This window comes from Pseudomonas sp. S1(2024) (assembly GCF_046557535.1).
Genome location: NZ_JBKGFP010000103.1, coordinates 39,408 through 61,406, shown reverse-complemented (window position 1 = coordinate 61,406; position 21,999 = coordinate 39,408). Strand labels below are relative to the sequence as shown.

Sequence of the window (21,999 nt, the reverse complement as noted above, 5' to 3'; positions counted from 1 at the left end):
ATCGGCCACGTTGACCACGGTAAGACCACTCTGACCGCAGCTCTGACTCGCGTCTGCTCCGAAGTTTTCGGTTCGGCAGTCGTTGAGTTCGACAAGATCGACTCGGCTCCGGAAGAAAAAGCGCGCGGTATCACCATCAACACCGCTCACGTCGAGTACAACTCGAACATTCGTCACTACGCTCACGTTGACTGCCCAGGTCACGCTGACTACGTGAAGAACATGATCACCGGTGCTGCCCAGATGGATGGCGCGATCCTGGTTTGCTCGGCCGCCGATGGTCCGATGCCACAAACCCGTGAGCACATCCTGCTGTCCCGTCAGGTAGGCGTACCTTACATCGTGGTCTTCCTGAACAAGGCTGACCTGGTAGACGACGCCGAGCTGCTGGAACTGGTCGAGATGGAAGTTCGCGACCTGCTGTCCACCTACGACTTCCCAGGCGACGATACCCCGATCATCATCGGTTCGGCTCGTATGGCCCTGGAAGGTAAAGACGACAACGAAATGGGTACTACCGCTGTCAAGAAGCTGGTAGAAACTCTGGATGCCTACATCCCTGAGCCAGTTCGTGCCGTTGACCAGCCGTTCCTGATGCCGATCGAAGACGTATTCTCGATCTCGGGTCGTGGTACCGTTGTTACCGGTCGTATCGAGCGTGGTATCGTCCGCGTTCAGGATCCGCTGGAAATCGTTGGTCTGCGTGACACCACCACCACCACCTGCACCGGTGTTGAGATGTTCCGCAAGCTGCTGGACGAAGGCCGTGCTGGCGAGAACTGCGGCGTTCTGCTGCGTGGTACCAAGCGTGACGACGTTGAGCGTGGCCAGGTTCTGGTCAAGCCAGGTTCGGTCAAGCCGCACACCAAGTTCACCGCAGAAGTCTACGTTCTGTCGAAGGAAGAAGGCGGTCGTCACACTCCGTTCTTCAAAGGCTACCGTCCTCAGTTCTACTTCCGTACCACTGACGTGACCGGTAACTGCGAACTGCCGGAAGGCGTTGAAATGGTAATGCCAGGTGACAACATTCAGATGACTGTCACCCTGATCAAGACCATCGCAATGGAAGACGGTCTGCGCTTCGCTATCCGTGAAGGCGGTCGTACCGTCGGCGCCGGCGTCGTAGCAAAAATTATTGAATAAGTAGTTGATTTACTTGATCAGGCCGGTATAATGGCCGGCCTGATACAGCGTTACAGGTCAGTAGCTCAATTGGCAGAGCGACGGTCTCCAAAACCGTAGGTTGGGGGTTCGATTCCCTCCTGACCTGCCATTTCACCTCGGTGTGATGGCTTTCTTCTCACAGGATCCTCCTCGATGACTCCCAAAACTGAAGCCCAAGAATCGCGTTTTGATCTGTTCAAGTGGCTGGCTGTAGTGGCTTTGGTGGTTGTCGGTGTAGTGGGTAACCAGTATTACTCCGCCTCCCCGATCCTGTATCGCGTCCTTGCACTTCTCGTCCTGGCTGCTGTCGCGGGCTTTGTAGCTCTGCAGACTGCGAAGGGCAAGTCGTTCTTTGCGCTGGCGAAGGAAGCTCGTACCGAGATTCGTAAAGTCGTGTGGCCGACCCGCCAGGAAACCACCCAGACCACGCTGATTGTCGTGGCTGTCGTGCTGGTTATGGCACTGCTGCTGTGGGGTCTTGATTCCCTGCTCGGCTGGGCGGTCTCCTTGATCGTTGGCTAAAGGTGTCCCGTGGCTAAGCGTTGGTATGTTGTGCATGCTTACTCGGGTTACGAGAAGCATGTAATGCGCTCCCTGATCGAGCGCGTCAAGCTGGCTGGCATGGAAGACGGTTTCGGCGAGATCCTGGTCCCGACCGAAGAAGTCGTCGAAATGCGCAACGGCCAGAAGCGCAAGAGTGAGCGTAAATTCTTCCCTGGCTATGTACTGGTCCAGATGGAGATGAACGAAGGGACTTGGCACTTGGTCAAGGACACCCCTCGTGTGATGGGCTTTATTGGCGGCACCGCAGACAAGCCTGCGCCGATCACCGATAAAGAAGCAGAGGCTATCCTGCGTCGCGTTGCCGACGGTAGCGATAAGCCGAAGCCGAAGACGCTGTTCGAGCCGGGTGAAGTGGTTCGAGTCATTGACGGTCCGTTCGCTGACTTCAATGGTAGTGTCGAAGAGGTTAACTACGAAAAGAGTCGCCTGCAGGTAGCGGTGCTCATTTTCGGTCGCTCTACTCCGGTGGAGCTCGAGTTCAGCCAGGTCGAAAAGGTCTAGGCGGACGAAGCATCCCATACCCCGCAGCCCTGTGTGCTGCGGGGTTTTGTCGTCACTGGGATAAAACGCAAGTCATCCGGGGAGCCAACAGGCGTTCGTACCCGATTTTGGAGTAGCTCATGGCTAAGAAGATTCAGGCTTACATCAAGCTGCAAGTTAAGGCCGGCCAGGCCAACCCAAGCCCACCCGTTGGTCCAGCACTGGGTCAACACGGTGTGAACATCATGGAATTCTGCAAGGCCTTCAACGCCCGTACCCAGGGTCAAGAAGCCGGCCTGCCGACTCCTGTGATCATCACTGTCTACAGCGACCGTAGCTTCACCTTCGAGACCAAGAGCACCCCTGCCTCGGTTCTGCTGAAGAAAGCTGCTGGCCTGACCAGTGGTTCGGCTCGCCCGAACACCGTTAAAGTCGGTACCGTTACCCGTGCTCAGCTGGAAGACATCGCCAAAGCTAAACAGGCTGATCTGACTGCCGCTGACCTGGACGCTGCTGTACGCACCATCGCTGGCTCTGCCCGCAGCATGGGCCTGAACGTGGAGGGTGTGTAATGGCTAAGCTGACCAAACGCCAAAAGGCAATCGCCGAGAAAATCGAAGCAGGCAAGGCCTACAACTTCGAAGAAGCGGCCACTCTGCTGGCTTCGCTGCCGGCTGCCAAGTTCGTAGAATCCTACGACATCGCCGTTAACCTCGGTGTTGACCCGCGTAAATCCGACCAGGTCGTACGTAGCGCTACCGTGCTGCCGCACGGCACTGGCAAGACCGTTCGCGTTGCTGTCTTCACCCAGGGTCCAGCTGCTGAAGCCGCTCTGGCTGCCGGCGCTGACCGCGTAGGTATGGACGATCTGGCTGCCGAAATGAAAGGCGGCGACCTGAACTATGACGTCGTTATCGCATCGCCTGATGCCATGCGCGTTGTAGGTCAGCTGGGTCAGGTTCTGGGTCCTCGCGGCCTGATGCCTAACCCGAAAGTTGGTACCGTGACCCCAGACGTAGCCGGCGCCGTCAAGAACGCCAAGGCTGGTCAGGTTCGCTACCGTACCGACAAGAACGGTATCATCCACACCTCCGTTGGCAAGGTCGGCTTCGAAGCCGGCAAGCTGAAGGAAAACGTTGAAGCCCTGATCGCTGATCTGAAGCGTATCAAGCCAGCTTCCTCGAAAGGTATCTACGTCAAGCGCGTTACCCTGAGCACCACCATGGGCCCAGGTCTGGTCATCGATCAGAGCTCGCTGAACGTGTAAGAACATGGTGGCGCGACCTGTCGCGCCACCAGCAAAAATTGGGGTCCCTGCCTGGCGGGGGCTATCCAAGACCGTAGGCGGCGCAAGCCTTAAAACACCAGCCCACGCAGATGGTGCTCCCGATTCGTTACCGAATCAGACACCAAAACGACATCCGGCCTCGGCCAGATGAAACGGTAAAAACCAGGAGTAAACCCGTGGCAATTAAACTCGAAGACAAGAAGGCCATCGTCGCTGAAGTCAACGAGGCTGCCAAAGTCGCTCTGTCCGCTGTCGTGGCTGATGCCCGTGGTGTGACTGTAGGCGCAATGACCGGACTCCGTAAAGAGGCCCGCGAAGCTGGCGTTTATGTACGTGTCGTACGTAACACCCTGCTGAAGCGCGCTGTTGAAGGCACCGAATTCTCGATCCTCAACGACGCGTTCAAAGGCCCGACCCTGATTGCTTTCTCCAACGAACACCCGGGCGCTGCTGCTCGTCTGTTCAAAGAGTTCGCCAAGGGTCAGGACAAGTTCGAGATCAAGGCAGCTGCGTTCGACGGCAAGTTCCTTGCCGCTAACCAGATCGACGTGCTGGCAACCCTGCCAACTCGCGACGAGGCTATCGCACAGCTGATGAGCGTAATCCAAGGTGCAACCAGCAAGCTGGCTCGTACCCTGGCAGCTCTGCGCGACCAGAAAGAAGCTGCTGCTGCCTAAGGCACGCGCAACTCTTTCAAAATCATACGTTTAATTTGATGGCTGCGTAGGCTGTCACCCCAATACAGGATTGAAGTCATGTCTCTGACTAACGAGCAAATCATCGAAGCAATCGGCCAGAAAACTGTTCTGGAAATTGTTGAACTGATCAAAGCGATGGAAGAAACCTTCGGCGTTACCGCTGCTGCCGCTGTTGCCGCTGGCCCAGCTGCTGGCGCTGCTGCCGCTGTTGAAGAGCAGACCGAGTTCAACGTCGTTCTGACCGAAGCTGGCGACAAGAAAGTAAACGTGATCAAGGCCGTTCGTGAACTGACCGGTCTGGGCCTGAAAGAAGCCAAAGAGAAAGTCGACGGCGCTCCTCAGGTTATCGCTGAAGGCGTTTCGAAAGAAGCCGCTGAAGACGCGAAGAAGAAGCTGGAAGAAGCTGGCGCTAAAGTCGAGCTGAAGTAATCTCGACCTTGCGACTCCAGTCCGAGCGTTGAGCGAAGGGCTGATGGCTGGTGGCTTATGCCACCGGCCTTTTTCCGTTATTGGTGGCCGGTCAGGCCGGCCCCGATAACAAGCTGCAAGACACCCATGTGGGTGGCGCAAACCAAGGGGTTTGCACGATTTTCTGGCTGCTCCCGCCGGGAGAAGCCAAACAAGCAGGTGACCAAGCTGGGGAACGCTGATGGCTTACTCATACACTGAGAAAAAACGTATCCGCAAGGACTTTAGCAAGTTGCCGGACGTCATGGATGTGCCTTACCTCCTGGCCATCCAGCTGGATTCGTATCGCGAATTCCTGCAAGCGGGAGCATCCAAGGATCAGTTCCGCGACGTCGGCCTGCACGCGGCCTTCAAATCGGTATTCCCGATCATCAGCTACTCCGGCAATGCTGCCCTGGAGTACGTAGGCTATCGCCTGGGCGAACCCGCCTTCGATGTGAAGGAATGTGTCCTGCGTGGCGTGACCTTCGCGGTCCCACTGCGGGTCAAGGTGCGCCTGATCATCTTCGACAAGGAGTCGTCGAACAAAGCGATCAAGGACATCAAAGAGCAAGAAGTCTACATGGGTGAAATCCCCCTGATGACTGAGAACGGTACCTTCGTTATCAACGGTACCGAGCGTGTGATCGTTTCCCAGCTGCACCGTTCGCCTGGTGTGTTCTTCGACCACGACCGTGGCAAGACTCACAGCTCCGGCAAGCTGCTGTACTCCGCTCGCATCATCCCGTACCGCGGCTCCTGGCTGGACTTCGAGTTCGACCCGAAGGACTGCGTGTTCGTACGTATCGACCGTCGCCGCAAACTGCCGGCCTCGGTGCTGCTGCGTGCCCTGGGTTACAGCACTGAAGAAGTGCTGAATACCTTCTACACCACCAACGTGTTCCACATTTCCGGCGAGAAACTCAGCCTGGAACTGGTACCGCAGCGTTTGCGTGGTGAGGTTGCAGTCATGGATATCCATGACGAAACCGGCAAAGTCATCGTCGAGCAGGGCCGCCGTATTACCGCGCGCCACATCAACCAGCTCGAGAAGGCCGGCGTCAAGCAGCTGGACGTTCCTATGGAATACGTCCTGGGCCGCACTACCGCCAAGGCCATCGTGCATCCGGCTACCGGCGAGATCCTGGCCGAATGCAACACCGAGATGACCACCGAACTGCTGATCAAGGTCGCCAAGGCACAGGTCGTCCGTATCGAGACCCTGTACACCAACGACATCGATTGCGGTCCGTTCATCTCCGATACCCTGAAGATCGACACCACCAGCAACCAGCTGGAAGCCCTGGTCGAGATCTACCGCATGATGCGTCCTGGCGAGCCGCCAACCAAGGATGCTGCCGAGACCCTGTTCAACAACCTGTTCTTCAGCGCCGAGCGTTACGACCTGTCCGCCGTTGGCCGCATGAAGTTCAACCGTCGTATCGGTCGTACCGAGATCGAAGGTTCGGGCGTGCTGAGCAAGGAAGATATCGTCGAGGTTCTGAAGACCCTGGTCGACATCCGTAACGGCAAAGGCATCGTCGACGACATCGACCACCTGGGTAACCGTCGTGTACGTTGCGTTGGTGAGATGGCCGAGAACCAGTTCCGCGTTGGCCTGGTGCGTGTTGAGCGCGCGGTCAAGGAACGCCTGTCGATGGCGGAAAGCGAAGGCTTGATGCCGCAAGACCTGATCAACGCCAAGCCGGTTGCGGCAGCGGTGAAAGAGTTCTTCGGTTCCAGCCAGCTGTCCCAGTTCATGGACCAGAACAACCCGCTCTCCGAGATCACCCACAAGCGCCGCGTCTCCGCACTCGGCCCAGGCGGTCTGACCCGTGAGCGTGCCGGCTTCGAAGTCCGTGACGTACACCCGACCCACTACGGCCGTGTGTGCCCGATCGAGACCCCAGAAGGTCCGAACATCGGTCTGATCAACTCCCTGGCAGCCTATGCCCGCACCAACCAGTACGGCTTCCTGGAAAGCCCGTACCGCGTGGTGAAGGAAGGCGTGGTCAGCGACGACATCGTGTTCCTGTCGGCCATTGAAGAAGCGGATCACGTCATCGCCCAGGCTTCGGCCGCGATGAACGAGAAGAAGCAACTGATCGATGAGCTGGTAGCTGTTCGTCACCTGAACGAATTCACCGTCAAGGCACCGGAAGACGTCACCCTGATGGACGTTTCGCCGAAGCAGGTTGTTTCCGTCGCTGCGTCGTTGATTCCGTTCCTCGAGCACGACGACGCCAACCGTGCATTGATGGGTTCCAACATGCAGCGTCAGGCTGTACCGACCCTGCGCGCCGACAAGCCGCTGGTAGGTACCGGCATGGAGCGCAACGTTGCCCGTGACTCCGGTGTCTGCGTGGTTGCTCGCCGCGGTGGTGTGATCGACTCGGTCGACGCCAGCCGTATCGTTGTTCGCGTTGCCGACGACGAAGTGGAAACCGGCGAAGCAGGTGTGGATATCTACAACCTGACCAAGTACACCCGTTCGAACCAGAACACCTGCATCAACCAGCGTCCGCTGGTGAGCAAGGGTGACAAGGTTCAGCGTGGCGACATCATGGCCGACGGCCCGTCCACCGACATGGGTGAACTGGCACTGGGTCAGAACATGCGCATCGCGTTCATGGCGTGGAACGGCTTCAACTTCGAAGACTCCATCTGCCTGTCCGAGCGTGTGGTTCAGGAAGACCGCTTCACCACCATCCACATCCAGGAACTGACCTGTGTGGCGCGTGACACCAAGCTTGGCCCAGAGGAAATCACTGCGGACATCCCGAACGTGGGTGAAGCCGCACTGAACAAGCTGGACGAAGCCGGTATCGTCTACGTGGGTGCCGAAGTCGGCGCTGGCGACATCCTGGTCGGCAAGGTAACGCCAAAAGGCGAAACCCAGCTGACTCCGGAAGAAAAACTGCTGCGCGCAATCTTCGGTGAGAAGGCCAGCGACGTTAAGGACACCTCCCTGCGCGTGCCAACCGGCACCAAGGGTACCGTCATCGACGTACAGGTCTTCACCCGTGATGGCGTCGAGCGCGACAGTCGCGCCCTGGCCATCGAGAAGATGCAGCTGGACGAGATCCGCAAGGACCTCAATGAAGAGTTCCGCATCGTCGAAGGTGCAACCTTCGAGCGTCTGCGTTCTGCTCTGAACGGCCAGGTGGTCGACGGTGGCGCGGGCCTGAAGAAAGGCACCGTGATCACTGACGAAGTGCTGGATGGTCTGGAGCACGGGCAGTGGTTCAAACTGCGCATGGCCGAAGATGCACTGAACGAGCAGCTGGAAAAGGCTCAGCAGTACATCGTCGATCGTCGCCGTCTGCTGGACGACAAGTTCGAAGACAAGAAGCGCAAGCTGCAGCAGGGTGATGACCTGGCACCGGGCGTACTGAAGATCGTTAAGGTTTACCTGGCAATCCGCCGTCGCATCCAGCCGGGTGACAAGATGGCCGGTCGTCACGGTAACAAGGGTGTGGTCTCGGTAATCATGCCGGTCGAAGACATGCCGCACGACGCCAACGGTACTCCGGTCGATGTCGTACTGAACCCGCTGGGTGTACCTTCGCGTATGAACGTCGGTCAGATCCTCGAAACCCACCTGGGCCTGGCGGCCAAGGGTCTGGGCGAGAAGATCGACCGCATGATCGAAGAGCAGCGCAAGGCCGCTGAACTGCGCGTGTTCCTGACCGAGGTCTACAACGAGATCGGCGGTCGCCAGGAAAACCTGGACGAGTTCACCGACGAAGAGATCCTGGCCCTGGCCCACAACCTGAAGAAGGGCGTGCCAATGGCTACCCCGGTCTTCGATGGTGCCAAGGAGCGCGAGATCAAGGCCATGCTGAAGCTGGCCGACCTGCCAGAGAGCGGCCAGATGGTGCTGTTCGATGGCCGTACCGGCAACAAGTTCGAGCGTCCTGTGACCGTTGGTTACATGTACATGCTCAAGCTGAACCACTTGGTGGACGACAAGATGCACGCGCGTTCCACTGGTTCCTACAGCCTGGTTACCCAGCAGCCGCTGGGTGGTAAGGCGCAGTTCGGTGGTCAGCGTTTCGGGGAGATGGAAGTGTGGGCGCTGGAAGCATACGGCGCGGCATACACCCTGCAAGAAATGCTCACAGTGAAGTCGGACGACGTGAACGGCCGTACCAAGATGTACAAGAACATCGTGGATGGCGATCACCGTATGGAGCCGGGCATGCCCGAGTCCTTCAACGTGTTGATCAAAGAGATCCGTTCGCTCGGTATCGATATCGATCTGGAAACCGAATAACACGTGACGCGAAGGGGAGTGGGGCAGGTAATGCCCGCTCCCTGCTCCGCCAGGAGGAAAGGCCTTGAAAGACCTACTGAATTTGCTGAAAAACCAGGGTCAAGTCGAAGAGTTCGACGCCATCCGCATCGGTCTGGCGTCGCCTGAAATGATCCGTTCGTGGTCGTTCGGTGAAGTTAAGAAGCCGGAAACCATCAACTACCGTACGTTCAAACCTGAGCGTGACGGCCTGTTCTGCGCCAAGATCTTTGGCCCAGTCAAGGACTACGAGTGCCTGTGCGGCAAGTACAAGCGCCTCAAGCATCGCGGCGTGATCTGCGAGAAGTGCGGCGTTGAAGTTGCCCTGGCAAAAGTTCGTCGTGAGCGCATGGCGCACATCGAACTGGCCTCTCCGGTTGCCCACATCTGGTTCCTGAAGTCGCTGCCGTCCCGTATCGGCCTGCTGATGGACATGACCCTGCGTGACATCGAGCGCGTGCTCTACTTCGAGAGCTACGTCGTTATCGACCCGGGCATGACCACCCTGGAAAAAGGCCAGCTGCTGAACGACGAGCAGTACTTCGAAGCGCTGGAAGAGTTCGGTGATGACTTCGACGCCCGCATGGGTGCCGAGGCTGTCCGCGAGCTGCTGCACGCTATCGACCTGGAGCACGAGATCGGTCGCCTGCGCGAAGAGATTCCGCAGACCAACTCGGAAACCAAGATCAAGAAGCTGTCCAAGCGCCTGAAGCTGATGGAAGCGTTCCAGGGTTCGGGCAACCTGCCTGAGTGGATGGTCCTGACCGTCCTGCCAGTGCTGCCGCCGGATCTGCGTCCGCTGGTACCGCTGGATGGCGGCCGCTTCGCGACCTCCGACCTGAACGACCTGTATCGTCGGGTGATCAACCGTAACAACCGTCTGAAGCGCCTGCTGGATCTGTCGGCGCCGGACATCATCGTGCGCAACGAAAAGCGCATGCTGCAGGAAGCGGTCGACGCCCTGCTGGACAACGGCCGTCGCGGTCGCGCCATCACTGGCTCGAACAAGCGTCCGCTGAAGTCCCTGGCCGACATGATCAAAGGTAAGCAAGGTCGCTTCCGTCAGAACCTGCTCGGTAAGCGTGTGGACTACTCTGGCCGTTCGGTAATTACCGTAGGCCCGACCCTGCGTCTGCACCAGTGCGGTCTGCCGAAGAAGATGGCCCTCGAGCTGTTCAAACCGTTCATTTTCGGCAAGCTGGAAATGCGTGGTCTGGCGACCACCATCAAGGCTGCCAAGAAGATGGTCGAGCGCGAGCTGCCAGAGGTGTGGGACGTACTCGCCGAGGTGATCCGCGAACACCCCGTGCTGCTCAACCGTGCACCGACCCTGCACCGTCTGGGTATCCAGGCATTTGAACCGGTTCTGATCGAAGGTAAGGCTATCCAGCTGCACCCGCTGGTCTGCGCCGCGTACAACGCCGACTTCGACGGTGACCAGATGGCCGTTCACGTGCCGCTGACCCTGGAAGCCCAGCTCGAAGCGCGCGCGCTGATGATGTCGACCAACAACATCCTGTCGCCAGCCAACGGTGAGCCAATCATCGTTCCGTCGCAGGACGTGGTACTGGGTCTGTACTACATGACCCGTGAGGCCATCAACGCCAAGGGCGAAGGTCGCGTGTTCGCCGACCTGCAGGAAGTCGACCGCGTATTCCGCGCCGGCGAGGCTGCCCTGCACGCGAAAATCAAGGTTCGTATCAACGAAACCGTGAAAGAGCGTGACGGTTCCGTGGTCAAGAACACCCGCATCGTCGACACCACCGTCGGCCGTGCGCTGCTGTTCCAGGTTGTACCGGCAGGTCTGCCCTACGACGTGGTCAACCAGCCGATGAAGAAGAAGGCGATCTCCAAGCTGATCAACCAGTGCTACCGCGTGGTTGGTCTGAAAGAGACCGTAATCTTTGCTGACCAGCTGATGTACACCGGTTTCGCTTACTCGACCATTTCCGGCGTTTCGATTGGTGTTAACGACTTCGTTATCCCGGACGAGAAAGCTCGCATCATCGGTACCGCTACCGACGAAGTGAAGGAAATCGAGAGCCAGTACGCCTCCGGCCTGGTAACCCAGGGCGAGAAGTACAACAAGGTCATCGACTTGTGGTCGAAGGCGAACGACGAAGTGTCCAAGGCGATGATGGCCAACCTCTCGAAAGAGAAGGTCATCGATCGCGAAGGCAAGGAAGTCGAGCAAGAGTCCTTCAACTCGATGTACATGATGGCTGACTCCGGTGCGCGGGGTTCCGCAGCCCAGATCCGTCAGCTGGCCGGTATGCGTGGCCTGATGGCCAAGCCGGACGGCTCCATCATCGAGACGCCGATCACTGCGAACTTCCGTGAAGGTCTGAGCGTTTTGCAGTACTTCATTTCGACCCACGGTGCTCGTAAGGGTCTGGCGGATACCGCACTGAAGACTGCGAACTCCGGTTACCTGACTCGTCGTCTGGTAGACGTTGCCCAGGATCTGGTGGTTACCGAGATCGACTGCGGTACCGACCAGGGTCTGCTGATGACTCCGCACATCGAAGGCGGCGACGTTGTAGAGCCGCTGGGTGAGCGCGTACTGGGTCGTGTGATCGCCCGTGACGTGTTCAAGCCAGGCACCGAGGACGTCATCGTTCCGGCCGGTACCTTGGTCGACGAGAAGTGGGTCGAGTTCATCGAGCTGAACAGCATCGACGAAGTGATCGTGCGTTCGCCGATCAACTGCGAAACCCGCTACGGCATTTGCGCCAAGTGCTACGGCCGTGACCTGGCTCGCGGTCACCAGGTGAACATCGGTGAAGCTGTCGGCGTTATCGCCGCCCAGTCGATCGGTGAGCCGGGTACCCAGCTGACCATGCGTACGTTCCACATCGGTGGTGCTGCAAGCCGTACCTCGGCTGCCGACAGCGTCCAGGTGAAGAACGGCGGTATGGTGCGTCTGCACAACCTGAAGCAGGTAGAACGTGCCGATGGCAACCTGGTTGCCGTATCGCGTTCGGGCGAGTTGGCCATTGCCGACGAGTTCGGTCGTGAGCGTGAGCGCTACAAGCTGCCTTATGGTGCGGTAATTTCGGTCAAGGAAGGTGAAAAGGTCGAAGCTGGCGCCATCGTCGCCAAGTGGGACCCGCACACCCACCCGATCGTTACCGAGCTGAAAGGTACCGTGACCTTCGTGGGCATGGAAGAAAACATCACCATCAAGCGTCAGACCGATGAGCTGACCGGCTTGACCAACATTGAAGTACTGGACGTCAAGGATCGCCCTGCGGCAGGCAAGGAAATCCGTCCGGCAATCAAGATGGTCGACGCCGCTGGCAAGGACCTGTACCTGCCAGGTACCGACGTACCTGCCCAGTACTTCCTGCCGGCCAACGCCCTCGTCGGCGTGGCTGACGGTGCCCAGATCGGTGTTGGTGACGTTATCGCGCGTATCCCGCAAGAAACGTCGAAGACCCGTGACATCACCGGTGGTCTGCCGCGCGTTGCCGACCTGTTCGAAGCGCGCCGTCCGAAAGAGGCCTCGATTCTGGCTGAAGTCAGTGGCACCATCGCGTTCGGCAAGGAGACCAAGGGCAAGCGTCGTCTGGTCATCACCCCGACCGACGGTAGCGATCCGTACGAAGAGCTGATTCCGAAGTGGCGCCACCTGAACGTCTTCGAAGGCGAACAGGTAAACCGCGGCGAAGTTATCTCCGACGGCCCGAGCGATCCGCACGACATCCTGCGTCTGCTGGGTGTGAGCGCGCTGGCTAAGTACATCGTCAACGAGATCCAGGACGTTTACCGTCTGCAAGGCGTTAAGATCAACGACAAGCACATCGAGACCATCCTGCGTCAGATGCTGCGCAAGGTCGAGATCACCGAGTCGGGTGACTCCAGCTTCATCAAGGGCGACCAGATGGAACTGACCCAGGTACTGGTAGAGAACGAGCGTCTCGCCAGCGAGGACAAGTTCATCTCCAAGTTCTCCCGCGTGCTGCTGGGTATCACCAAGGCCTCGCTGTCGACCGAGTCGTTCATCTCCGCGGCTTCCTTCCAGGAAACCACCCGCGTACTGACCGAAGCGGCGGTAACCGGCAAGCGCGACTATCTGCGCGGCCTGAAAGAGAACGTGGTCGTGGGTCGTCTGATTCCGGCCGGTACTGGTCTGGCCTACCACAGCGAACGTAAGCGTCGCCGTGATGCCGACAAGCCGCTGCGTGTGAGCGCTAGTGAGGTGGAAGCCGCACTGACCGAAGCGCTGAACTCCAGCGGTAACTAAGTACAGGGCAGGGCCCCGGCAAGCCCCGAGCGATCATCGGCGACATGAAATGTTGCCGATGATCGGGCGGGGAGGGCCGGGGCCTCGTCTTGACTGGGTGCAAGATCCTCTTTAGACTTTTGTACCCTTAAATTTGGTGAGGCTCCGTCTCGCCAATTTTTGGCTTTCTTGCAAGACAATAGCGTCGCAAGACAATCAGTGGAGCTAGTAGATGGCAACTATCAACCAGCTGGTACGTCAGCCGCGTAAGCGTACCGTCGAGAAATCCGACGTACCTGCGCTGCAGAACTGCCCGCAGCGTCGTGGCGTGTGCACCCGCGTGTACACCACCACGCCGAAAAAACCTAACTCGGCACTGCGTAAAGTATGCCGTGTGCGTCTGACCAACGGTTTCGAGGTTTCCTCGTACATCGGTGGTGAAGGCCACAACCTGCAAGAGCACAGCGTCGTCCTGATCCGTGGCGGCCGTGTAAAAGACTTGCCAGGTGTTCGTTACCACACCGTTCGCGGCTCTCTGGATACTTCGGGCGTTAAAGGCCGTAACCAGGGTCGTTCGAAGTACGGTACCAAGCGTCCGAAGTAATCGGCCGTTTGCAGACATCCATTTATTTGAGTCGATAAGAGTAAGGTCGGGCAGGGGTCGAAAGACCTGGTCCCGGGCTAACCTGAAGACCGTTTGAGGGCTTATCATGCCAAGACGTCGTGTAGCAGCAAAACGTGAGATCCTTGACGATCCGAAGTACGGATCCCAGATTCTCGCCAAGTTCATGAACCACGTGATGGAAAGCGGCAAGAAGGCCGTAGCCGAGCGCATCGTTTACGGTGCCCTGGATACCGTCAAAGCACGCAAGAACAGCGACCCCCTGGAAATCTTCGAGAAAGCTCTCGACGCCATCGCTCCGCTGGTCGAAGTTAAGTCCCGCCGTGTTGGCGGTGCCACTTACCAGGTTCCGGTTGAAGTTCGTCCGTCCCGTCGTAACGCTCTGGCAATGCGCTGGCTCGTAGACTACGCCCGCAAGCGCGGCGAGAAGTCGATGGCCCTGCGCCTGGCCGGCGAACTGCTGGATGCTGCTGAAGGCAAGGGTGCTGCAGTCAAGAAGCGTGAAGACGTGCACCGTATGGCCGAGGCCAACAAAGCGTTCTCGCACTACCGCTTCTAATTCAAGCATCAATCATTTTGCGAGGGCTTTATGGCTCGTACTACAGCAATTAACCGCTACCGTAACATCGGTATCTGCGCCCACGTTGACGCGGGCAAGACTACCACTACCGAGCGGATCCTGTTCTACACAGGTCTGAGCCACAAAATGGGCGAGGTGCACGACGGCGCCGCGACCACCGACTGGATGGTGCAGGAGCAGGAGCGCGGTATCACCATTACCTCCGCTGCCGTTACCACCTTCTGGAAAGGTTCCCGTGGTCAGTACGACAACTACCGCGTAAACGTCATCGATACCCCCGGCCACGTTGACTTCACCATTGAAGTAGAGCGTTCGCTGCGTGTACTCGACGGCGCGGTCGTTGTGTTCTGCGGTACCTCCGGCGTTGAGCCACAGTCCGAAACCGTATGGCGTCAGGCCAACAAGTACGGCGTTCCACGTGTTGTCTACGTGAACAAGATGGACCGTGCTGGTGCCAACTTCCTGCGCGTTGTCGGTCAGATCAAGAACCGCCTGGGTCACACCCCGGTTCCGGTCCAGCTGGCTATCGGTGCAGAAGACGACTTCCAGGGTCAGGTCGACCTGATCAAGATGAAAGCCATCTACTGGAACGAAGACGACAAGGGCACCACCTACCGCGAAGAAGAAATTCCAGCGGACATGGTCGACCTGGCTAACGAATGGCGCAACAACATGGTTGAAGCCGCCGCCGAAGCCAGCGAAGAGCTGATGAACAAGTACCTTGAAGAAGGTGAGCTGACCGTCGAAGAAATCAAGGCAGGCCTGCGCGCGCGCACCCTGGCCAGCGAGATCGTTCCGGCTGTCTGCGGTTCGTCGTTCAAGAACAAGGGCGTTCCCCTGGTTCTCGACGCCGTTATCGACTACCTGCCTGCTCCGACCGAAATTCCTGCGATCAAGGGTATCCACCCTGATCTGGCCGAAGTGCCGAAGGATGAAGTCACCCCAGAGCAGTACGACGAGCGTCATGCTGACGACGATGAGCCGTTCTCGGCTCTGGCGTTCAAGATTGCCACCGACCCGTTCGTTGGTACTCTGACCTTCGTTCGCGTTTACTCGGGCTTCCTGACCTCCGGTGACTCCGTCATCAACTCGGTCAAGGGCAAGAAAGAGCGCGTTGGTCGTATGGTGCAGATGCACGCCAACCAGCGTGAAGAGATCAAGGAAGTGCGTGCGGGCGATATCGCCGCTCTGATCGGCATGAAGGACGTCACCACTGGTGACACCCTGTGCAACGCCGACAAGCCGATCATCCTCGAGCGTATGGACTTCCCGGAGCCTGTGATTTCGCTCTCCGTAGAGCCGAAAACCAAGGCTGACCAGGAGAAGATGGGTATCGCACTGGGCAAGCTGGCCCAGGAAGACCCGTCGTTCCGCGTCAAGACCGACGAAGAAACTGGTCAGACCATCATCTCCGGTATGGGTGAGCTGCACCTGGACATCCTCGTTGACCGCATGAAGCGCGAGTTCAACGTCGAAGCCAACATCGGCAAGCCGCAGGTTTCGTACCGCGAGAAGATCACCAAGTCCAACGTCGAGATCGAAGGCAAGTTCGTTCGTCAGTCGGGCGGTCGTGGTCAGTTCGGTCACTGCTGGATCCGTTTCTCGGAGCCGGATCAGGACGAGAAGGGCAACATCACCGAAGGTCTGGTGTTTGCCAACGAAGTCGTTGGTGGTGTGATTCCTAAGGAATACATCCCTGCGATCCAGAAGGGTATCGAAGAGCAGATGAAGAACGGCGTTGTTGCCGGCTATCCTCTGATCGGCCTGAAGGCCGCGGTATTTGACGGTTCGTACCACGACGTCGACTCCAACGAAATGGCGTTCAAGATCGCTGCTTCGATGGCAACCAAGCAACTGGCCCAGAAGGGCGGTGGCGTGGTTCTCGAGCCGATCATGAAGGTCGAAGTTGTAACCCCGGAAGACTACCTGGGTGACGTGATGGGTGACCTGAACCGTCGTCGTGGTCTGGTCCAGGGTATGGATGAGTCGGTCTCTGGCCGTGTCGTCCGCGCTGAAGTTCCGCTCGGAGAAATGTTCGGTTACGCAACCGACGTTCGTTCCATGTCTCAGGGTCGCGCAAGCTACTCCATGGAATTCTCCAAATACGCCGAAGCTCCGTCGAACATCGTCGAAGCACTCGTTAAAAAACAAGGCTAATCCCCTTTAGGCAAGAGGTTCACTGTCGTGGCTAAAGAAAAATTTGATCGTTCCCTTCCCCACGTTAACGTCGGCACCATCGGCCACGTTGACCACGGTAAGACCACTCTGACCGCAGCTCTGACTCGCGTCTGCTCCGAAGTTTTCGGTTCGGCAGTCGTTGAGTTCGACAAGATCGACTCGGCTCCGGAAGAAAAAGCGCGCGGTATCACCATCAACACCGCTCACGTCGAGTACAACTCGAACATTCGTCACTACGCTCACGTTGACTGCCCAGGTCACGCTGACTACGTGAAGAACATGATCACCGGTGCTGCCCAGATGGATGGCGCGATCCTGGTTTGCTCGGCCGCCGATGGTCCGATGCCACAAACCCGTGAGCACATCCTGCTGTCCCGTCAGGTAGGCGTACCTTACATCGTGGTCTTCCTGAACAAGGCTGACCTGGTAGACGACGCCGAGCTGCTGGAACTGGTCGAGATGGAAGTTCGCGACCTGCTGTCCACCTACGACTTCCCAGGCGACGATACCCCGATCATCATCGGTTCGGCTCGTATGGCCCTGGAAGGTAAAGACGACAACGAAATGGGTACTACCGCTGTCAAGAAGCTGGTAGAAACTCTGGATGCCTACATCCCTGAGCCAGTTCGTGCCGTTGACCAGCCGTTCCTGATGCCGATCGAAGACGTATTCTCGATCTCGGGTCGTGGTACCGTTGTTACCGGTCGTATCGAGCGTGGTATCGTCCGCGTTCAGGATCCGCTGGAAATCGTTGGTCTGCGTGACACCACCACCACCACCTGCACCGGTGTTGAGATGTTCCGCAAGCTGCTGGACGAAGGCCGTGCTGGCGAGAACTGCGGCGTTCTGCTGCGTGGTACCAAGCGTGACGACGTTGAGCGTGGCCAGGTTCTGGTCAAGCCAGGTTCGGTCAAGCCGCACACCAAGTTCACCGCAGAAGTCTACGTTCTGTCGAAGGAAGAAGGCGGTCGTCACACTCCGTTCTTCAAAGGCTACCGTCCTCAGTTCTACTTCCGTACCACTGACGTGACCGGTAACTGCGAACTGCCGGAAGGCGTTGAAATGGTAATGCCAGGTGACAACATTCAGATGACTGTCACCCTGATCAAGACCATCGCAATGGAAGACGGTCTGCGCTTCGCTATCCGTGAAGGCGGTCGTACCGTCGGCGCCGGCGTCGTAGCAAAAATCATCGAGTAATCACTCGACCGATTGAAAAAACCCCCGCTCAGCGGGGGTTTTTTTTATTGGGTTGACACTAAATGGGGGCGTCTATAGAATCACGCCTCCTTTTAGCGGGCGTAGTGCGCCCGTTGGGAACAGCCTGGAGTCTGAAATCCAATGCAAAATCAGCAAATCCGTATCAGGTTGAAGGCTTTCGACCATCGCCTGATCGACCAATCCACCCAGGAAATCGTGGAAACCGCGAAACGTACTGGTGCACAAGTGCGTGGTCCAATTCCACTGCCTACCCGCAAAGAGCGTTTCACCGTTCTGGTTTCCCCGCACGTCAACAAAGACGCGCGTGACCAGTACGAGATCCGCACTCATAAGCGTGTTCTGGACATCGTCCAGCCAACGGATAAAACCGTTGATGCGCTGATGAAGCTTGATCTGGCGGCAGGTGTGGAAGTACAGATCAGCCTCGGCTAAGACTTCGGTCTGGTCGTGTAACGCTCTGAAATGGGCGGCCATAGCGGGTGAAAGCCCCGTACACTCATGAGGTTTACAACATGACTATTGGTGTAATCGGTCGCAAGTGCGGTATGACCCGCATTTTCACCGAAGAAGGTGTCTCCATTCCGGTCACGGTCATCGAGATCGAGCCGAATCGCGTCACCCAGTTCAAAACTGAAGAAACCGATGGCTACCGTGCAGTGCAAGTCACTGTCGGCGAGCGTCGTGCTTCGCGCGTGACTGCCGCTCAGGCAGGCCACTTCGCCAAGGCCAACGTTGCCGCTGGTCGCGGTGTCTGGGAGTTCCGTCTTGAAGAAGGCGATTTCCAGGCTGGCGATCTGATCAAAGCTGAACTCTTCACTGCAGGCCAGCTGGTAGACGTTACTGGTCAGTCCAAAGGTAAAGGCTTCGCCGGTACCATCAAGCGCTGGAACTTCCGTGGCCAGGACAACACCCACGGTAACTCCGTGTCGCACCGTGTCCCAGGTTCCATCGGCCAGTGCCAGACTCCTGGTCGTGTGTTCAAGGGCAAGAAAATGTCCGGTCACATGGGCGCCGAGCGCGTGACTGTTCAGTCCCTGGAAGTAGTTCGCGTAGACGCTGAACGCAACCTGCTGCTGGTCAAGGGTGCCGTTCCAGGCGCTACTGGCGGCGACGTGGTTGTACGTCCAGCTGTCAAGGCTCGCGGTTAAGGGGAAACTGACATGCAACTCAATGTAAATGACGCTCAGGCGATCGAAGTTTCCGAACTGACTTTCGGTGGCGAATTCAACGAGACGCTGGTACACCAAGCAGTCGTGGCCTACATGGCCGGCGGCCGTCAGGGCACCAAGCAGCAGAAGACCCGTTCCGACGTGGCTGGTGGCGGTAAGCGCCCATGGCGTCAGAAGGGTACTGGCCGTGCTCGTGCTGGTACCACTCGTGGTCCGATCTGGCGTGGCGGTGGTGTAACCTTCGCAGCTCGCCCTCAAGATCACTCGCAGAAGCTCAACAAGAAGATGTACCGCGCAGCCCTGCGCTCCATCCTCGCTGAGCTGGTGCGTAGCGACCGTCTGGTCGTGGTTCAGGACTTTGCTGTTGAAGCACCGAAAACCAAAGATCTGCTGAACAAGCTGAACGGCATGGGTCTGAACGACGTACTGATCGTTTCCGACGCTGTTGATCAGAACCTGTACCTGGCTGCTCGCAACCTGCCGCACGTCGATGTACGTGACGTACAAGGTTCCGACCCGGTCAGTCTGATCGCATACGAGAAAGTGTTGATCACTGTCTCGGCCGTGAAGAAATTCGAGGAGCTGCTGGGATGAACCAGGAACGCGTATTCAAAGTCCTCCTTGGCCCGCACGTTTCCGAGAAGGCTACCGTTCTGGCTGAGAAAAAAGGCCAGTTCGTATTCAAGGTTGCTACTGACGCAACCAAGCTGGAAATCAAGAAAGCTGTCGAAGGCCTGTTCAACGTAAAAGTTGAAAACGTGTCGACTGTTAACGTTCTGGGTAAAACCAAGCGTACCGCACGTGGTCTGGGCAAGCGTAATGACTGGAAGAAGGCGATCGTCTCCCTTCAGCCAGGCCAAGATCTCGATTTCAGCAGCAGTGCTGAGTAAGGAAGGGGTGCATCATGGCAATCGTTAAATGCAAACCGACTTCCCCTGGCCGCCGTTTCGTGGTCAAGGTGGTCAACCAGGAGCTGCACAAAGGCGCTCCTCACGCACCGCTGATCGAGAAAAAATCGAAGTCTGGTGGTCGTAACAACAATGGCCGCATCACCACTCGTCACGTTGGTGGTGGTCATAAGCAGCATTACCGTCTGGTCGACTTCCGTCGCAACGACAAAGATGGCATTCCAGCCACTGTCGAGCGTATCGAATACGACCCGAACCGTACTGCTCACATCGCCCTGCTGTGCTACGCAGACGGTGAGCGTCGCTACATCATCGCCCCTAAAGGCGTGAGCGCTGGCGACCAGCTGATCGCAGGTGCCCTGGCCCCAATCAAGGCCGGTAACTCCCTGCAGCTGCGCAATATCCCAGTAGGTAGCACCATTCACGGCATCGAACTGAAGCCGGGTAAAGGTGCTCAGATCGCTCGTTCCGCTGGTGCTTCGGCTCAGCTGATCGCTCGTGAAGGCGTCTACGTGACTCTGCGTCTGCGTTCCGGTGAGATGCGTAAAGTACTGGCTGAGTGCCGTGCGACCCTGGGCGAAGTCTCGAACTCCGAGCACAGCCTGCGTTCGCTGGGTAAAGCTGGTGCCAAACGCTGGCGCGGCGTTCGCCCAACCGTTCGTGGTGTTGCCATGAACCCGGTTGACCACCCACATGGTGGTGGTGAAGGTCGTACCTCCGGTGGTCGTCATCCGGTATCGCCATGGGGCTTCCCAACCAAGGGTGCGAAGACCCGTGGTAATAAGCGTACCGACAACATGATCGTCCGTCGTCGCAAGTAACTAGAGGGATACGACAGTGCCACGTTCTCTGAAAAAAGGTCCTTTTATCGATCTTCACCTGCTGAAGAAGGTCGAAGTGGCGGTGGAGAAGAACGATCGCAAGCCAGTTAAAACCTGGTCGCGCCGTTCGATGATCCTGCCACAAATGGTCGGTCTGACCATCGCGGTACACAACGGTCGTCAACATGTCCCAGTTCTGGTGAACGAAGACATGGTCGGCCACAAACTGGGCGAGTTCGCCGGTACCCGCACCTATCGCGGGCACGTGGCTGACAAGAAAGCCAAGCGTTAAGGGGTAAGGAAATGGAAGTAGCCGCTAAGTTGTCGGGCGCTCGCATCTCCGCCCAGAAAGCCCGCTTGGTCGCCGACCAGATCCGCGGGAAGAAGGTGGGCGAAGCGCTCAACCTGTTGGCCTTCAGCAGCAAAAAAGCCGCTGAAATCATGAAGAAAGTCCTCGAGTCGGCCGTTGCCAACGCCGAACACAACGAAGGCGCAGACGTTGATGACCTGAAGGTCTCCACCGTCTTCGTCAACGAAGGGCGTTCGCTGAAGCGCATCATGCCACGTGCCAAAGGCCGTGCTGATCGCATCGTCAAGCGGTCTTGCCATATCACTGTCAAGGTTGCGGACAAGTAACGGAGTCGATCAGATGGGTCAGAAAGTACATCCCACTGGCATTCGCCTGGGAATCGTCAAGGAGCACACCTCCGTCTGGTACGCAGACGGTGCTACTTACGCAGATTACCTGTTGAAGGATCTGAAAACGCGTGAGTACCTCCAAGACAAACTAAAAAGCGCGTCCGTAAGCCGTATCGATATTCATCGTCCGGCTCAAACTGCACGCATCACCATCCACACCGCTCGTCCCGGTATCGTTATCGGTAAGAAAGGTGAAGATGTCGAGAAGCTGCGTCAGGACCTGACCAAGCAGATGGGTGTGCCTGTGCACATCAACATCGAAGAGATCCGCAAGCCGGAACTCGACGCTATGCTGGTTGCGCAGAGCGTAGCTCAGCAGCTGGAACGCCGCGTAATGTTCCGTCGCGCCATGAAGCGCGCCGTACAGAACGCCATGCGTATTGGTGCCAAGGGCATCAAGATCCAGGTGAGCGGTCGTCTCGGCGGTGCTGAGATTGCTCGTACCGAGTGGTATCGCGAAGGTCGTGTGCCTCTGCACACCCTGCGTGCCGATATCGACTACAACACCTACGAAGCTCACACCACTTACGGTGTGATCGGTGTGAAGGTTTGGATCTTCAAAGGCGAAGTTATTGGTGGTCGCCAAGAAGAACTGAAACCACAAGCACCAGCGCCTCGTAAAAAAGCTGCTAAGTAAGGGG

21 protein-coding genes and 1 tRNA gene are annotated in these 21,999 nt (G+C 57.8%); all 22 read left to right on the top strand.

Going from position 1 to position 21,999, the window contains the following annotated elements:
* Positions 1-1,143: elongation factor Tu (gene tuf / locus ACLCGK_RS28295; RefSeq protein WP_100413302.1), on the top strand; the 1,143-nt coding region annotated here is incomplete at its 5' end.
* Between the two features lie 54 nt (positions 1,144-1,197).
* A tRNA-Trp gene (locus ACLCGK_RS28290) sits at positions 1,198-1,273 on the top strand.
* A 44-nt stretch (positions 1,274-1,317) separates the two neighbouring features.
* On the top strand, positions 1,318-1,686 hold the full coding sequence (secE, locus tag ACLCGK_RS28285; RefSeq protein ID WP_003257081.1) for a preprotein translocase subunit SecE: 369 nt from the start codon (positions 1,318-1,320) through the stop codon (positions 1,684-1,686).
* A 9-nt stretch (positions 1,687-1,695) separates the two neighbouring features.
* Positions 1,696-2,229 carry a transcription termination/antitermination protein NusG gene (nusG, locus tag ACLCGK_RS28280; RefSeq protein WP_003255501.1) on the top strand — a complete coding sequence of 178 codons (534 nt, stop codon included), beginning with the start codon at positions 1,696-1,698 and terminating at the stop codon, positions 2,227-2,229.
* Between the two features lie 119 nt (positions 2,230-2,348).
* On the top strand, positions 2,349-2,780 hold the full coding sequence (gene rplK / locus ACLCGK_RS28275; RefSeq protein WP_003255500.1) for a 50S ribosomal protein L11: 432 nt from the start codon (positions 2,349-2,351) through the stop codon (positions 2,778-2,780).
* Positions 2,780-3,475: a 50S ribosomal protein L1 gene (gene rplA / locus ACLCGK_RS28270; RefSeq protein ID WP_013970629.1), complete on the top strand. Its 696-nt coding sequence runs from the start codon at positions 2,780-2,782 to the stop codon at positions 3,473-3,475. Before rplK ends, rplA begins: the two co-directional genes overlap by 1 nt.
* Before the next feature lie 197 nt (positions 3,476-3,672).
* Positions 3,673-4,173, top strand: coding sequence for a 50S ribosomal protein L10 (gene rplJ, locus ACLCGK_RS28265; protein WP_003257082.1), 501 nt, complete (start codon positions 3,673-3,675; stop codon positions 4,171-4,173).
* A gap of 78 nt (positions 4,174-4,251) precedes the next feature.
* On the top strand, positions 4,252-4,623 hold the full coding sequence (gene rplL / locus ACLCGK_RS28260) for a 50S ribosomal protein L7/L12 (protein ID WP_013970630.1): 372 nt from the start codon (positions 4,252-4,254) through the stop codon (positions 4,621-4,623).
* A 220-nt stretch (positions 4,624-4,843) separates the two neighbouring features.
* Positions 4,844-8,917 carry a DNA-directed RNA polymerase subunit beta gene (gene rpoB / locus ACLCGK_RS28255; RefSeq protein WP_013970631.1) on the top strand — a complete coding sequence of 1,358 codons (4,074 nt, stop codon included), beginning with the start codon at positions 4,844-4,846 and terminating at the stop codon, positions 8,915-8,917.
* A 64-nt stretch (positions 8,918-8,981) separates the two neighbouring features.
* The gene (gene rpoC / locus ACLCGK_RS28250) at positions 8,982-13,181 is read left to right on the top strand and encodes a DNA-directed RNA polymerase subunit beta' (RefSeq protein ID WP_410953387.1); all 4,200 of its coding nucleotides are present in this window, start codon (positions 8,982-8,984) and stop codon (positions 13,179-13,181) included.
* 211 nt (positions 13,182-13,392) lie between these two features.
* The gene (gene rpsL, locus ACLCGK_RS28245; protein WP_003257088.1) at positions 13,393-13,764 is read left to right on the top strand and encodes a 30S ribosomal protein S12; all 372 of its coding nucleotides are present in this window, start codon (positions 13,393-13,395) and stop codon (positions 13,762-13,764) included.
* Between the two features lie 106 nt (positions 13,765-13,870).
* Positions 13,871-14,341: a 30S ribosomal protein S7 gene (gene rpsG / locus ACLCGK_RS28240; protein WP_003246741.1), complete on the top strand. Its 471-nt coding sequence runs from the start codon at positions 13,871-13,873 to the stop codon at positions 14,339-14,341.
* 30 nt (positions 14,342-14,371) lie between these two features.
* Complete coding sequence (fusA, locus tag ACLCGK_RS28235; RefSeq protein WP_410953386.1) at positions 14,372-16,519, top strand: elongation factor G; 2,148 nt, start codon at positions 14,372-14,374, stop codon at positions 16,517-16,519.
* Between the two features lie 27 nt (positions 16,520-16,546).
* On the top strand, positions 16,547-17,740 hold the full coding sequence (gene tuf, locus ACLCGK_RS28230) for an elongation factor Tu (protein ID WP_013970626.1): 1,194 nt from the start codon (positions 16,547-16,549) through the stop codon (positions 17,738-17,740).
* A 141-nt stretch (positions 17,741-17,881) separates the two neighbouring features.
* Positions 17,882-18,193: a 30S ribosomal protein S10 gene (gene rpsJ, locus ACLCGK_RS28225; protein WP_003186070.1), complete on the top strand. Its 312-nt coding sequence runs from the start codon at positions 17,882-17,884 to the stop codon at positions 18,191-18,193.
* An 80-nt stretch (positions 18,194-18,273) separates the two neighbouring features.
* Entirely contained in the window at positions 18,274-18,909 is a 636-nt protein-coding gene (rplC, locus tag ACLCGK_RS28220; RefSeq protein ID WP_003257089.1) for a 50S ribosomal protein L3, read from the top strand.
* Positions 18,910-18,921: 12 nt separating this feature from the next.
* Complete coding sequence (gene rplD / locus ACLCGK_RS28215; RefSeq protein ID WP_008089819.1) at positions 18,922-19,524, top strand: 50S ribosomal protein L4; 603 nt, start codon at positions 18,922-18,924, stop codon at positions 19,522-19,524.
* Positions 19,521-19,820: a 50S ribosomal protein L23 gene (rplW, locus tag ACLCGK_RS28210; RefSeq protein ID WP_003255484.1), complete on the top strand. Its 300-nt coding sequence runs from the start codon at positions 19,521-19,523 to the stop codon at positions 19,818-19,820. The genes rplD and rplW overlap by 4 nt, the downstream gene beginning before the upstream one ends.
* 14 nt (positions 19,821-19,834) lie before the next feature.
* Positions 19,835-20,659, top strand: a complete 825-nt coding sequence (gene rplB, locus ACLCGK_RS28205; RefSeq protein ID WP_015268750.1) for a 50S ribosomal protein L2 — start codon at positions 19,835-19,837, stop codon at positions 20,657-20,659.
* A gap of 16 nt (positions 20,660-20,675) precedes the next feature.
* Positions 20,676-20,951, top strand: coding sequence for a 30S ribosomal protein S19 (gene rpsS / locus ACLCGK_RS28200; RefSeq protein WP_003255482.1), 276 nt, complete (start codon positions 20,676-20,678; stop codon positions 20,949-20,951).
* 11 nt (positions 20,952-20,962) lie between these two features.
* Positions 20,963-21,295, top strand: coding sequence for a 50S ribosomal protein L22 (rplV, locus tag ACLCGK_RS28195; protein WP_003103908.1), 333 nt, complete (start codon positions 20,963-20,965; stop codon positions 21,293-21,295).
* 13 nt (positions 21,296-21,308) lie between these two features.
* Positions 21,309-21,995 (top strand): 30S ribosomal protein S3, encoded by a 687-nt coding sequence (gene rpsC, locus ACLCGK_RS28190; protein ID WP_003255481.1) that lies wholly within the window; start codon positions 21,309-21,311, stop codon positions 21,993-21,995.
* Positions 21,996-21,999: the final 4 nt, after the last annotated feature.

Coding starts and splice junctions, on each gene's coding strand:
- rplA (WP_013970629.1), top strand. CDS start 2,780: ATGGCTAAGCTGACCAAACGCCAAAAGGCAATCGCCGAGAAAATCGAA.
- rplV (WP_003103908.1), top strand. CDS start 20,963: ATGGAAGTAGCCGCTAAGTTGTCGGGCGCTCGCATCTCCGCCCAGAAA.
- rpsJ (WP_003186070.1), top strand. CDS start 17,882: ATGCAAAATCAGCAAATCCGTATCAGGTTGAAGGCTTTCGACCATCGC.
- secE (WP_003257081.1), top strand. CDS start 1,318: ATGACTCCCAAAACTGAAGCCCAAGAATCGCGTTTTGATCTGTTCAAG.
- rplK (WP_003255500.1), top strand. CDS start 2,349: ATGGCTAAGAAGATTCAGGCTTACATCAAGCTGCAAGTTAAGGCCGGC.
- rplB (WP_015268750.1), top strand. CDS start 19,835: ATGGCAATCGTTAAATGCAAACCGACTTCCCCTGGCCGCCGTTTCGTG.
- rplW (WP_003255484.1), top strand. CDS start 19,521: ATGAACCAGGAACGCGTATTCAAAGTCCTCCTTGGCCCGCACGTTTCC.
- fusA (WP_410953386.1), top strand. CDS start 14,372: ATGGCTCGTACTACAGCAATTAACCGCTACCGTAACATCGGTATCTGC.
- rpoB (WP_013970631.1), top strand. CDS start 4,844: ATGGCTTACTCATACACTGAGAAAAAACGTATCCGCAAGGACTTTAGC.
- rpsC (WP_003255481.1), top strand. CDS start 21,309: ATGGGTCAGAAAGTACATCCCACTGGCATTCGCCTGGGAATCGTCAAG.
- rplC (WP_003257089.1), top strand. CDS start 18,274: ATGACTATTGGTGTAATCGGTCGCAAGTGCGGTATGACCCGCATTTTC.
- rplL (WP_013970630.1), top strand. CDS start 4,252: ATGTCTCTGACTAACGAGCAAATCATCGAAGCAATCGGCCAGAAAACT.
- rpsG (WP_003246741.1), top strand. CDS start 13,871: ATGCCAAGACGTCGTGTAGCAGCAAAACGTGAGATCCTTGACGATCCG.
- rpsL (WP_003257088.1), top strand. CDS start 13,393: ATGGCAACTATCAACCAGCTGGTACGTCAGCCGCGTAAGCGTACCGTC.
- rplD (WP_008089819.1), top strand. CDS start 18,922: ATGCAACTCAATGTAAATGACGCTCAGGCGATCGAAGTTTCCGAACTG.